This is a genomic window from Isoptericola halotolerans, assembly GCF_013149785.1.
GTDB lineage: Bacteria > Actinomycetota > Actinomycetes > Actinomycetales > Cellulomonadaceae > Isoptericola > Isoptericola halotolerans.
On sequence record NZ_JABEZU010000003.1, the window covers coordinates 1 to 12701 of the forward strand.

The following is a 12701-nucleotide window of genomic DNA, read 5'->3' on the forward strand; positions in this document are numbered from 1 at the left end:
GCGTGGTGCTTGTCGTGGTGCAGCTCCATGATCTTGCCGCTGATGTGCGGCTCCAGGGCGCTGTAGTCGTAGGGCAGGTCAGGCAACGTGTAGACAGCCATGCTCATCTACCTTCCGTCGTCGGGCACCGCAGGGTGCCGGGGTGGTCAGCGCCGAGCAGGTGGGGGAACCACCCGCGCGGACAGAACAAGAAACCCGCGCACCTCCCGTCGTGACGGGGGATGCGCGGGTCTCTGTGACCTATCCGCTCAGGAGACTCACTGCTCCCGATCGGCGTTCTCTGTCCCCGAGACGAGCTCGGGGGAGCGGGGGGCGGCCTCGATCTCGTCGTGCTCGCCGTGCGCGTGCGCGGCAGCGAGCTCGGCCGGGGTGACCGGCTCGACACGATCCTCGAAGAAGAACCGGGACAGCTTCTGCCACTGCTTGTCCTTCTGGTACCCCGGACGCTTGACACCACGGGCGTCCGTCGCCGGCTCGATCTCGAGCGGTCGATGGGCGTCGTAGTTGACGCGCAGCCAGCGCTCCTGGTCGTCGAGCGGGCGGTGCACCTCGATGTACTCACCGTTGGCGAACCGCACGATGCGGCCTGTCTCGTGGCCGTGCAGGACGAGCTCACGATCCTTGCGCTGCAGACCGAGGCAGATGCGCTTGGTGACCCAGTAGGCGAACACGGGGCCTGCGAAGAACAGGATCCGGAACGCCCAGGTGATCTGGTTGAGCGACATCCCGAAGTGCGTCGCGATGAGGTCGTTCGAGCCGGCGAGCGCGAGGATGATGAACGCCGTCAGGAACGCGACGCCCAGACCCGTGCGTGCCGGGACGTTGCGCGGGCGGTCCAGCACGTGGTGCTCGCGCTTGTCGCCGGTCACCCGCGCCTCGATGAACGGATAGACGAAGAGGAACGTGAACAGCAGACCGGGGATGACCACCGCAGGGATCAGCACGTTCAGCGACAGTGTGTAGCCGAAGATCACCCATTCGGTGGCATAGCCCGGCATGAGGCGCAGCGATCCCTCGAGGAACAGCATGTACCAGTCGGGCTGTGCACCGGCCCCGACCGGAGAGGGATCGTACGGACCGTAGTTCCACACGTTGTTGATGCTCATCGTCGCGCCCATCAGGGCGAGGATGCCGAAGACGATGAAGAAGTTCCCGCCCATCTTCGCGATGTACACCGGGAAGAGCGGGTAGCCGACCACGTTCTTGTCCGTGCGGCCGCCGCCCGGGTACTGCGTGTGCTTGTGCAGCACCATGAGGAACAGGTGGACGCCGATGAGCACGAGGATCAGAGCCGGCACGAGCAGGATGTGCACGGTGAAGAGCCTCGGGATGATGTGCTCGCCCGGGAACTCGCCGCCGAAGAGGAAGTACGACGTGTACGAGCCGATCACCGGGATCGACTTCACGACACCGTCGGTGATGCGCAGGCCGTTGCCGGACAGCACGTCGTCCGGCAACGAGTAGCCGGAGAACCCGGCGGCGAGGCCGAGGATCATCAGCACGGTTCCGACGAGCCAGTTGATCTCACGCGGCTTGCGGAAGGCACCGGTGAAGAAGACGCGCATCATGTGCACGACGATGGAGGCCATGAAGACCAGCGCCGCCCAGTGATGGATCTGGCGCATCAGCAGGCCGCCGCGAACCTCGAACGACAGGTCCAACGTCGAGGCGAAGGCCACCGACATGAGCTGGCCCTGCATCGATTCGGGGCCAGCCCCGTGGTACTCGATGAGCGCCATCGACGGGTCGAAGAACATCGTCAGGAAGACGCCCGTCAGGAGCAGCACGACGAAGGAGAACAGTGCCATCTCGCCGAGCATGAAGGACCAGTGGTCCGGGAAGACCTTGCGCGCGAACTCCTTGACCGCGACGCCCACTCCGGTGCGCTGGTCGAGGTAGTCGGCTGCCTTGCCGGCCGGGGTCGTGGGGGGCTCGACGGTGGAGGAAGGGCTGGTGTCGGTACTCACTTCAGACGCTCCCAGTAGCTCGGGCCGACAGGCTCGGCGAAGTCGTCCTGCGCCATGAGGTAGCCCTCGTCGTCGACCGTGATCGGCAGCTGCGGCAGCGGCCGGTTCGCGGGGCCGAAGACGACCTTGGCGCCGTCAGCCATGTCGAACGTGGACTGGTGGCACGGGCACAACAGGTGGTGCGTCTGCTGCTCGTAGAGAGCCACCGGGCAACCCACATGGGTGCAGATCTTCGAGTAGGCGACGATCCCGTCGTAGGACCAGGTCTCACCCTCGGGGGACTGGTCGGAACGAAGGTCCTCGGGATTCAGCCTGACGAGGAGCACGACGGCCTTGGCCTTCTCCGTGATCCACTCGTGTGACCGCATCTCTTCCTGCGATGCCTCCGGGATGACGTGCGCGACCGAGCCGACCGTCAGGTCGGAGGCCTTGATGAGACGCCCGGAGGGGTCGTAGGCGAGACGCCTGTTGCGCTCCCAGATCGTGTGACGGAACTTGGAGACGTCCCAGTCACCACCGACGCTGGAGATCAGCGGGACGGCGAACGTCAGGGGGAACAGGGCGAGAGCGGAGACAGCCGCTCCCTTGAGCACGCCTCGACGGGCGATGCCGGAGTCCTCGGCGCCGTCGGCGAGGTGCTGGACGGCGACCGCGCGCACCTCGGGCGGGCTGGCGAGCTCGTGGCGCTCGTCCACGTGCTCGTGGTCGCTCATGAGGGACTTCGCCCAGTGGATCGCCCCGACACCGATGCCGAGCAGCGAGATCGCCATGGTGACGCCCAGCAGGGCGGTCGACAGGCGGGTGCCCTCGGTCGTACCGTCCGGACGCACCGCGAAGTACGCCACGAGGCTGGCGATCGCGCCGAGGCACGAGATGGCGAAGATGATCGTGACGATGCGTTCGTTGCGCCGTGCGGCCTGCGGGTCGGTGTCGGTCAACCGCGGCTTGTGCGCCGGGACGCCGGGGTCCTCGAAACGCTCCGGAGAGGTGGAGGACGTCGCCGTGACCTCCTGACCGGGGTGGGGGTTCTGGTTCGCGCTCACGAGGACTTCGCTCCGATCCACACTGCTGCGCCGATCATCAGACCGAGCCCGACGACCCAGGCCCACAGACCCTCGCTGACGGGCCCGAGAGAGCCCAGCGAGAGGCCACCTGCGGATCCTTCGCGCTGCTCGACGAGATAGGTGATGATGTCGCGCTTCTCCTCGGGGTTGAGGTTGGCGTCGTTGAAGACCGGCATCGACTGCGGGCCGGTCAGCATCGCCTGGTAGATGTTCCGCTCCGAGACGTCGTACAGGGGCGGGGCCCACTTGCCCTCGGAGAGCGCGCCACCGGCGCCGACGGCGTTGTGGCACATCGCGCAGTTGGTGCGGAACAGCAGCGCGCCGTTCGCGGAGTCACCGAGCGCGGCGTCCACCTGCTCGTCGGTCGGGATGGCAGGACCGGCTCCGAGCGACGCGACGTAGGCCGCGAGCTGGGCAGTCTGCTCCGGGTCCATCTGCGGCGGCTTCTCGGCAGCCTGCGGCCCGGTCATCTGCATGGGCATGCGGCCGGTCGAGACCTGGAAGTCGACCGACGCGGCTCCCACCCCGACCAGCGAGGGCGCCTCGGGGGAGCCCTCGGCGTTGGGGCCGTGGCACGTGGCGCAGTTGGCCTGGAAGAGACGCTTCCCTTCCTCCACGTCGGTCGCTGTGCTGGCGGTCTCGGCAGTGGCCGGACTGGGTGCCAGGACGGCGTACAAGCCGCCCGTGACCAGCAGCGCCAGCAGCAGCAGCACGACCGGGGCGGCCCGGTGGTGCCGGCGGGCGGCGAGTGCCTTCACGAAAATGTCCTCGTCTCGCAGGTGGATGGTGCAGGGTCGGAGGGGTCGGCGACTGCGCCGGCCCCGGACTACTTCAGGACGTAGATCACCAGGAACAGGGCGATCCACACGACGTCGACGAAGTGCCAGTAGTAGGACACCACCAGTCCGGTGGTGACCTCGTGGTGCGTGAAGCGCTTGGCCCGGAAGGACCGGCCCAGCAGGAACAGGAAGGCGATGAGTCCGCCGGCCACGTGCAGACCGTGGAAGCCGGTCGCCAGGTAGAAGACCGAACCGTAGGCGCTGGAGGAGATCGTCAGACCGTGCTCGACGAGCTCGGCGTACTCGAAGATCTGACCGGCGACGAAGATCGCCCCCATGAGATAGGTCAGCGTCATCCACTCCGTCATGCCCCAGCGGTTCACCTGGAGCAGGGAGCCGGTGCGCAGCGGCTGGAACCGCTCCGCGGCCAGGACGCCGGCCTGGCACGTGATCGACGAGGCGACCAGGATGCAGGTGTTGATCAGCGGGAAGATCAGGCTGACCTGTCCCGCCTCGGCCGCCCATTCCTCTTCGGGCATGACCGAACGGACGGTGAAGTACATGGCGAACAGGCCCGCGAAGAACATGAGCTCGCTGGCGAGCCACACGATCGTCCCGACCGAGACAGGGTTCGGTCTGTTGACGGTCACGTGCTGATGGGCGTGGGGGGCAGCAGCCGTTGCAGTCGACACATCAGCCATTATGGCGGACGTGAGGCGGGTTCGAGGACCCGGGGGGTGCACTTCGTGGAGATCCGGCTCACCGAATCTGCAGAAACGTGCGGTCGAGCGAGGTGTTCGTGACGGATCGAGGAAGACTGCCACGAAAAGACCACGTCACGTCGGTGACCGAGGTGACGGACCTGTGCCACGATGCCATCAAAGATCTGCGAAGGGATGCTCGATGACGACAGGCCCCCGTGTCCTGCTCTACAGCGACGACAGCACCGTGCGTGAACAGGTGCGCCTCGCTGTCGGCCCACGCCTGAGGGCGGGGTCGGCCGAGATCGCCTGGACGGAGGTAGCGACGGCGCAGCAGCTCGTCGCGACGGCCGAGAGCGGCCGGTTCGACCTGCTGGTCCTGGACGGAGAGGCTGACAAGGCGGGTGGCATGGGTCTGTGCCGTCAGCTGAAGAACGAGGTCTACTCCTGCCCGCCCGTCGTCGTGCTCACGGGACGGCCGCAGGACGCCTGGCTGGCATCATGGTCGCTCGCCGACGCCGTGGTGCCGCGGCCGCTCGACGCGCTGGTGGTGCAGCGAGCGGTGGCGGAGACCCTGTCGCCGGCAGCCTGAGCCACGGCGTCCGCCGTCTGCCCGTCCCGAACCCCTGCTGGAAGTGACTGCCGTGACCCCGAGTGCCCTGACCGACCACACCTGGCCCGGTGTGCTCACCGAGCTCATCGCCGGCGGCGACCTGACGGCGGAGCAGACCTCCTGGGCGATGGATCAGGTGATGTCCGGCGAGGTGCCGGCGACGCGTCTGGCGGGCTTCCTCGTCGCGCTCCGCGCGAAGGGGGAGACGGCGGAGGAGCTGGCAGGGCTGGCTGACGCCATGCTCGCCCACGCGGTCCGCATCGAGGTGGCCGGCCCGACGGTCGACCTGGTCGGCACGGGCGGCGACCGGCACCACACGGTCAACGTCTCGACGATGGCGGCGGTCGTCGTGGCCGGCGCCGGGGTGCGGGTCGTCAAGCACGGCAACCGGGCGGCGTCGTCGTCGTCCGGCTCGGCCGACGTGCTGGAGGCGCTGGGGGTGCGGCTCGACCAGCCGGCCGAGCGGGTCGCCGAGATCGCGCACGAGGTCGGTATCACGTTCTGCTTCGCGGGCCTGTTCCACCCGTCGATGCGGCACGCGGCCACGGCGCGTCGTGACCTCGGCGTCGCGACGGCGTTCAACTTCCTCGGCCCGCTGACCAACCCTGCTCAGCCCGGGGCGACGGCCGTCGGGTGCGCGGACGCCCGGATGGCGCCGCTCATGGCGGGCGTGCTCGCCTCGCGCGGGACGGATGCGCTCGTGTTCCGTGGCGACGACGGCCTGGACGAGCTGGCCGCCACCGGGAAGGCGACGGTGTGGGAGGTGCGCGGCGGGCGGGTCGTCGAGCAGCGTCTCGACGCGGCGGCGGACCTCGGTCTCGACAGCATCGGGATCGCGGACCTGCGTGGTGCTGACGCGGCGCACAACGCTCAGGTCGCCCGCGAGGTGTTCACCGGTTCCGACGAAGGCCCCGTCCGGCAGACGGTGCTGCTCAACGCCGCGGCTGCGCTCGTGGCGGACCGGTCGCTGCCGGGCACGGCCGAGGGTTCGCTGCGCGACCGCCTGGCCGCAGGGCTGGACCACGCGGCGCGCAGCATCGACGACGGCGGCGCGGCGACGGTCGTCGAACAGTGGGTGGCGGCCACGCAGATCTGAGACGCGGTCTCACCAGCGGGTGTTCCGGGCTTCCGGGTCCGAGCGGCTCAGTCGTCGAGCCCCAGGGCGAAAGCCTGCTCCAGATCGTGGTGGGAGTACGCCCGGAAGGCGATGAGCGTCTCGGTGCGCAGCACGCCGGGCACCTTGCTGATGCCGTCGGCGATCACCGACGACAGCTCGTCGTGCTCGCCGACCCGGACCATCGCCACGAGGTCGGCCTTGCCGGTGACGGAGTAGACCTCGCTCACCCCACGCAGGTTCGTGACCTGCGTGGCGACCTCGGGGATCCGGTCCGGCACGGTGTCGATGAGGACGATCGCGGTCAGCATGCCGTCATCGTATCGGGGCCGCGCAGCGCGAGCGCGACCGAGGCCGACACGTCCTCGAGATCGGCGTGCGCGACGGCCGAGCGCACCGGGCAGGTCCACGGGTCCGAGGTGTGCACCAGGCGGACGCCCGGCTGATCGAGCCAGTCCAGCACCAGCGCGGCCTCCTCCGGATGGCAGGCCGGCGCCGGAGGGGACGGGGGCTCGACCGCCTCCGCCGTCGCACGCAGCGCGTCCACCACCGGCAGGGGGTCTTCACCCGGGCCCGTCACCGCCGTCCCGGAGAACCGGGCATGACGCACGACGACCAGCTCCCAGCCGCCCGCGGCCGTCGGCCGGGCGGCCACGAGCTCGGCGCAACGGCTCAACGGGTCGAGGCGCTGCGCCCGGGCGGCGGCCGCGACGAAGGACCGGAGTCGATGGGTCACCTGTCCGGCCTCCTCGAACCGCTCCTGACCGGCCAGCCGGGCCACGCGCTCGGCGAGGAGACGGACCACGGCACCGGGGTCACCGGTCAGGGCGGTCCGTGCTTCCTCCACGACGGCCGCGTAGTCGTGGTCCGGTTCCGTCGTCGCGACGCACGGTGCCGAGCAGCGTCCCAGCCCGGCCAGCGCGCAGGGGCTGCGGCGGACCCGCGAGACCGGGGGCAGCCGTGGGGTGCACCGGCGCAGCGCGATCGCGTCGTGGAGCGCCTCGACGGCGGCGGTGGCGGCCCGTCGCGACGAGAAGGGACCGATGTGCGGGACGTCGCCGCGCACCTCCGGCACCACCGACAGCCGCGGGTACGCCTCGTCCGTCAGTCGGACCCACGTCTGACGCTCGGGGTGCTTGGACCGGCGGTTGTACCGCGGGGCGTGCTCCGTGATCAGGCGCAGCTCGCGGACCTGCGCCTCCAGCGGTGTCGCGCAGACGACCGGTGTGACCGCGTGCGCGATGCGGACCATCTCGGTGATCCGGCGCCGCTTCTCGGCCGCGGTGAAGTAGGACCGCACACGCCGCCGGATGTCCGTGGAGGTGCCGACGTAGAGCACCTCGCCGTCCGGTCCCCGGAACTGGTAGACGCCGGGGGCGCTGGGCAACCCGTCCGCCAGCGTCGCCTTGCACCGGACGTCGGCGGGGACCGGGTCGGCAGCGGTGGCGAGGTCCTCGAGGTGCGTGACGCCGAGCGGGGCGAGGCGCTCCAGCAGGGCGTGCAGGACGTCGACCGTGGCACGGGCGTCGGCGAGCGCTCGGTGGTCGGGCGACGTCCGGGCCCGGAAGAGCCGTGCCAGCGTGGCGAGCTTGTGGTTCGGTGCCTCGTCACGCAGCACGACGCGACGGGCCAGCGGCAGGGTGTCCACGACGGTGAAGCCGGGCCACGTGTAGTCCAGGTCGGCGCAGGCGGCGCGCAGGAAACCGACGTCGAACGGGGCGTTGTGGGCCACCAGCACGCAGCCGCGGGCGAACTCGAGGAAGCCCGGCAGCACGAGCGCCACGTCCGGTGCCGTCGCGACCATCGACGTGGTGATGCCCGTGAGCCTCGCGACGAAGGCCGGCACCGGCCGCCCCGGGTTCACCAGGGACTGGAACTCGCCGAGGACCTCGCCGCCGCGGACCTTGACCGCACCGATCTCGGTGATGCCGGCGTCGCTCGCCCGGCTGCCGGTGGTCTCCAGGTCCACGACGACGAAGGTCACGTCCTGCAGCGGTGTCCCGATGTCCGCGAAGGACGGCTGGACCGCCGCCGTCGCGGCCTGCGGAGCTCGTGCGATCGACATGGCGGGGACCGTAGTCCCCGCCACCGACAGCAGGTCAGTCCGGGGACTGCTCGCGGGTGTCGAGGTAGAGCGCCTCGACGTCGTCCGCGAAGTCCTTGAGCACGACCGAGCGCTTCACCTTGAGGGACGGCGTGAGGTAGTCGTTCTCGACGGTGAGGTCCTCGGCGAGGATCGAGAACTTGCGGATGGACTCCGCGCGCGAGACAGCCTTGTTGGCCCGGGCCACGGCCGCGTCCAGCGCGGCCAGGACATCGGTGTCCGTCCGGGCCTGCTCGACGGTCATCTCGGGCTTGTCGTGCATCTTCAGCCAGCCCGGAAGACCCTCCGGGTCGATGGTGATCAGGGCACCGATGAACGGCCGGTTGTCGCCGACGACGACGCACTGGCTCACCAGGGCGTGAGCCCTGATGCGGTCCTCCAGGGCGGCCGGGGCGACGTTCTTGCCACCGGCCGTCACGATGATCTCCTTCTTGCGGCCGGTGATCGACAGGAAGCCCTCGTCGTCCAGCGTGCCGAGGTCGCCCGTGCGGAACCACTCGCCGTCGAACGACTCGGCCGTGGCCTCGGCGTTGTTGTGGTATCCCCGGAAGACGTGCACGCCCTTGAGCAGGATCTCGCCGTCCGCGGCGATCTTGACCCCGCAGCCGGGCAGCTGGGTGCCGACCGAGCCGATGCGGTTCGCCGCCGGACGGTTGACGCTCGTGGGGGCGGTGGTCTCGGTGAGGCCGTACCCCTCCAGGATCGTCAGGCCGATCCCGCGGAAGAAGTGGCCGAGACGCTCTCCCAGCGGTCCTCCGCCGGAGACGGCGTAGCGGGCCTGCCCGCCCAGGGCGGCCAGCAGCTTGCCGTAGACCAGCCTGCCCGCGACCTTGTGCTGGACGTTCAACCAGAACGACGGACCACCGGTGTCCTGGGCACGGGACCACGCGATCGCGGTCGCCGTGGCCCACTGGAAGATCTTCAGCTTGCCGCCGGCCGCAGCCTTCTGCTCGGCCGAGTTGTAGACCTTCTCGAACACTCGCGGCACGGCGAGGACGAAGGTCGGCTTGAACGTGCCCAGGCCCTGGGTGACCGTCTTGACGTCCGCCCAGTGCCCCAGCACGCTGCCACCGGCGATGGCGAGCACCTCGATGAACCGTGCGAACACGTGGGCCAGGGGCAGGAAGAGCAGCGTGCGGCCCCCGGAGGCGAAGACCTCCGGCACCGCGGCGACGGCGTTGGTGGCGAGCGAGGCGAAGTTGCCGTGGGTCAGCTCGGCGCCCTTGGGCCGACCCGTCGTGCCCGACGTGTAGATGATGGTCGCGACGTCGTCCAGACCGGCGAGGGCTCGGCGGCGGACGATCTCGGCGTCGTCGACGTCGGCGCCCGCCGCGACGAGGTCGGCGATCGCGCCGTCGTCGATGGACAGCACCTCGCGCAGCGTCGGTGCGTCGTCGGCGACCTGTCCGACGACGGCGGCGAGCTCGGCGTCCTCCACCACCAGGACGGTGACACCGGCGTCGGTGACGATCCACTCGACCTGCTCGGGCGACGACGTCTCGTAGACCGGGACCGGCACCGCTCCGGCCGCCCACGCGGCGAAGTCGAGCAGGGTCCACTCGTAGCGCGTGTGCGACATGATCCCGACGGGGTCGCCGGGCTGGACGCCCTTGGCGACGAGCCCCTTGGCCACGGCCACGACCTCGGCGTCGAAGGCGGCGTTGCTCAGGCTCTCCCAGCCGTCACCGGCCGGTCGTTCGATGATGGGCGCGTCGGGATCCTTCGTGACGCGATCGGTGAGCAGGTCGTTGAGGTTCGACGTCGGGGGCAGCTCCACGAGCTGCGGTGTGGTGATCTCGTCCATGCTGACTCCAGTGGCAGGGCTCGTCCGTGGCGGTCACGATACCGGGTCGCACGGGCGCCGCGGTCACGGGCTCGCATCAACTGGTGGACGGTGCGTCCGCGGTGGTCGCGGGTCGGTAGTCTGGTGCACCGGCGCGCCCGGGCGCGCCGACGTGTCGGTGCGACTGCCCCGTCGGCCCGACGTCCCCGAGATCGAACGTGAGGACTTGACGCATGCACGCCATCGGAGTCGACATCGGCGGAACGAAGATCGCCGTCGGCGTCGTGGACGAGGCCGGTCGCATCCTGGCCAAGGTCCGGCGGGACACCGCCGCCGACGACGTCGCGAGCATCGACCGCGCGATCGCGGACGCCTGCGTCGAGCTGGCCAAGGAGCACGAGGTCGGTGCCATCGGCCTGGCCGCGGCGGGCTTCGTCAGCCCGGACCGCACCTCCGTGCTGTTCGCGCCCAACATCGCCTGGCGCGAGTACCCGCTCGCGCAGAAGGTCCGCGACCTGGTGGGCCTGGACGTGCCGGTCGTCGTCGAGAACGACGCGAACGCCGCCGGGTGGGCGGAGTTCCGGTTCGGTGCCGCGCGCTCGGCGACCGACATGCTGCTGCTGACCATCGGCACCGGGCTGGGCGGCGCCGTCGTGGTCGACCGTGAGCTCGTGCGGGGCAAGTGGGGGGTGGCGGCCGAGGTCGGGCACATGCGCGTGGTGCCGGGCGGGCACTACTGCGGGTGCGGTCACGAGGGCTGCTGGGAGCAGTACGCCTCAGGCACCGCGCTGGTGCGCGACGCCCGCCAGGCGGCGACGGCCTACCCGGACCGAGCCCGCCGACTCGTGGAGCTCGCGGGCGGCGACGCGGCCGACATCACCGGACCGCAGATCACGCAGGCCGCGCAGGCCGGCGACGCGCTGTCGATCGAGCTGCTCGCCACCCTCGGCCGGTGGATCGGCGAGGGCGCGGCCTCGGTCGCGGCCCTGCTGGACCCCGAGCTCATCGTCCTCGGGGGAGGGGTCGGGGCGGCGGGCGACCTGCTGCTGACGCCGGTGCGCAAGGCGTACGAGTCCGAGCTCTCCGCCCTGGGCCACCGTCCCGTCGCGCAGATCGAGCTGGCGCAGCAGGGCAACGAGGCCGGCATCATCGGCGCCGCCGACCTGGCGCGCCGCTGACTCCGCCACCGCCTCAGACGACGGCACCGGGGTCGTGGTCCTCCGGGTCACGCCGGTGGGGCATCCGCCAGACGAGGACCGCGATCGCGGCGAGGAACGACCCGCCACCGGCCGGTCCGACCCACCCCGGCACCTCGAGCTCCGGCAGCATGGCCCGCAGGATCACCGCCACGACCGTGAGCACCGGGACGGCCACGGCGACCGTCCAGGCGAGAGCGAGCAAGGGTTCGCGGTGCGCGACGAGGTCGGGGTCCGGGGGGACGAAGTGGTCCTCGGCCTCCTCGAGCGCCTCGACCTCGGGCGTCGTCGCCCAGTCGCGGGGGCCGGCAGGCTGCACGGGTGCGGGCGTCTCGCCGGGTGGCCGGGAGGCGTCGGCGGGTTCTGCGGGTTCCGGGCGCCCGGTGGGTTCGGTGGTCGTCCCGGCGTCCTCGACGACGAACCGGGACTGCTCCACGTCACCCAGACGTGCGACGATGTCGGACCAACGGGCGTCGACGTCGGCGTCCGGAAGGTCGTCCGGTTCCGCGTCCCGGTTCGGTGAGGCCATGGGACCACTCTATTGTCGTCGGCGAGGCCGCGAGGAGGACCGTTGTTCTACTGGATCATGAAGCACGTGCTGGTCGGGCCGTGGCTCCGGCTCGCCTTCCGTCCCTGGACCAGGGGCGTCGAGCACGTGCCGGACTCCGGTGGTGCGATCCTGGCGAGCAACCACCTGGCCGTGATCGACTCGTTCGTGCTGCCCATCGTGCTGGAACGTCAGGTGAAGTTCCTCGGCAAGTCCGACTACTTCACCGGCCGTGGGCTCAAGGGCAGGCTCGTGGCCGGCTTCATGCGTGGTGTCGGCACGATCCCGGTGGACCGCTCCGGCGGCAAGGCCAGCGAGGCCGCGCTGCGTACCGGGATGCGCGTGCTGGACGAGGGCGACCTCTTCGGCATCTACCCGGAGGGGACGCGGAGTCCCGACGGGCGCCTGTACCGGGGCAAGACGGGAGTCGCCCGTCTGGCGCTGGAGTCCGGCGCGCCGGTGGTCCCCGTGGCGATGGTGGGCACCGACGTCGCGCAGCCGCTGGGACGGGTGATCCCCAAGCCTCGGCCGATCGGTGTCGTCTTCGGTGAGCCCCTGGACTTCAGCCGCTACCGGGGGATGGAGACCGACCGGTTCGTGCTGCGAGCCGTCGCCGACGAGATCATGTACGCCGTCCTGCGGCTCAGCGAGCAGGAGTACGTCGACGTGTACGCCGCCACCGCGAAGGTGCGGCTCGCGCAGGGACTGCCGGTGGACGCCCCGCCCGGCGCGGCGCGGCCGGCGGCGCCGGAGCCCCCGGCCGCGGAGCCCCCCGCGCAGGACCCCGCCGGCTGAGACGAGGTCACGCGCACGCGCGGGACCTCACTAGGATG

General features: G+C 70.6%; 12 protein-coding genes and 1 pseudogene. 4 read left to right on the plus strand and 9 right to left on the minus strand.

Annotation, left to right across the window (positions count from 1 at the left end):
• The 5 genes and pseudogenes from HDG69_RS11920 to ctaE form a co-directional block, all read right to left on the minus strand.
• A pseudogene (locus HDG69_RS11920) lies at window positions 1–101 on the minus strand (superoxide dismutase); the annotation flags it as partial.
• A 156-nt stretch (window positions 102–257) separates the two neighbouring features.
• A complete protein-coding gene (qcrB, locus tag HDG69_RS11925; protein ID WP_171784062.1) occupies window positions 258–1967 on the minus strand; it encodes a cytochrome bc1 complex cytochrome b subunit in 1710 nt (569 codons plus the stop codon).
• Window positions 1964–3010 (minus strand): cytochrome bc1 complex Rieske iron-sulfur subunit, encoded by a 1047-nt coding sequence (gene qcrA, locus HDG69_RS11930; protein ID WP_171784063.1) that lies wholly within the window; start codon window positions 3008–3010, stop codon window positions 1964–1966. The genes qcrB and qcrA overlap by 4 nt, the downstream gene beginning before the upstream one ends.
• The gene (gene qcrC, locus HDG69_RS11935) at window positions 3007–3789 is read right to left on the minus strand and encodes a cytochrome bc1 complex diheme cytochrome c subunit (protein ID WP_171784064.1); all 783 of its coding nucleotides are present in this window, start codon (window positions 3787–3789) and stop codon (window positions 3007–3009) included. The genes qcrA and qcrC overlap by 4 nt, the downstream gene beginning before the upstream one ends.
• A gap of 68 nt (window positions 3790–3857) precedes the next feature.
• On the minus strand, window positions 3858–4511 hold the full coding sequence (gene ctaE, locus HDG69_RS11940; RefSeq protein WP_171784065.1) for an aa3-type cytochrome oxidase subunit III: 654 nt from the start codon (window positions 4509–4511) through the stop codon (window positions 3858–3860).
• A gap of 202 nt (window positions 4512–4713) precedes the next feature.
• On the opposite strand from ctaE, the gene HDG69_RS11945 reads away from it, so the two are divergent.
• Both HDG69_RS11945 and trpD read left to right on the plus strand, forming a co-directional pair.
• Complete coding sequence (locus tag HDG69_RS11945) at window positions 4714–5103, plus strand: response regulator (RefSeq protein ID WP_171784066.1); 390 nt, start codon at window positions 4714–4716, stop codon at window positions 5101–5103.
• Between the two features lie 43 nt (window positions 5104–5146).
• Window positions 5147–6220 (plus strand): anthranilate phosphoribosyltransferase, encoded by a 1074-nt coding sequence (trpD, locus tag HDG69_RS11950; protein ID WP_425484030.1) that lies wholly within the window; start codon window positions 5147–5149, stop codon window positions 6218–6220.
• Window positions 6221–6267: 47 nt separating this feature from the next.
• Here trpD and HDG69_RS11955 read toward each other — a convergent pair whose 3' ends face one another.
• The 3 genes from HDG69_RS11955 to HDG69_RS11965 are packed head-to-tail and all read right to left on the minus strand — an operon-like array spanning window position 6268 to window position 10146.
• Window positions 6268–6549: an Lrp/AsnC family transcriptional regulator gene (locus HDG69_RS11955; RefSeq protein WP_171784068.1), complete on the minus strand. Its 282-nt coding sequence runs from the start codon at window positions 6547–6549 to the stop codon at window positions 6268–6270.
• On the minus strand, window positions 6543–8303 hold the full coding sequence (locus tag HDG69_RS11960) for a DEDD exonuclease domain-containing protein (RefSeq protein WP_171784069.1): 1761 nt from the start codon (window positions 8301–8303) through the stop codon (window positions 6543–6545). The genes HDG69_RS11955 and HDG69_RS11960 overlap by 7 nt, the downstream gene beginning before the upstream one ends.
• Window positions 8304–8337: 34 nt before the next feature.
• Window positions 8338–10146, minus strand: coding sequence for an AMP-dependent synthetase/ligase (locus HDG69_RS11965; RefSeq protein ID WP_171784070.1), 1809 nt, complete (start codon window positions 10144–10146; stop codon window positions 8338–8340).
• A 212-nt stretch (window positions 10147–10358) separates the two neighbouring features.
• Between HDG69_RS11965 and HDG69_RS11970 the strand changes: the two genes are divergently transcribed.
• Entirely contained in the window at window positions 10359–11303 is a 945-nt protein-coding gene (locus HDG69_RS11970; RefSeq protein WP_171784071.1) for an ROK family glucokinase, read from the plus strand.
• Window positions 11304–11316: 13 nt separating this feature from the next.
• On the opposite strand, the gene HDG69_RS11975 is transcribed toward HDG69_RS11970, so the two are convergent.
• On the minus strand, window positions 11317–11850 hold the full coding sequence (locus tag HDG69_RS11975) for a hypothetical protein (protein ID WP_171784072.1): 534 nt from the start codon (window positions 11848–11850) through the stop codon (window positions 11317–11319).
• A gap of 42 nt (window positions 11851–11892) precedes the next feature.
• Here HDG69_RS11975 and HDG69_RS11980 point away from each other — a divergent pair, with 42 nt between their 5' ends.
• The gene (locus HDG69_RS11980; RefSeq protein WP_216645588.1) at window positions 11893–12663 is read left to right on the plus strand and encodes a lysophospholipid acyltransferase family protein; all 771 of its coding nucleotides are present in this window, start codon (window positions 11893–11895) and stop codon (window positions 12661–12663) included.
• The last annotated feature ends 38 nt before the right edge of the window (window positions 12664–12701 follow it).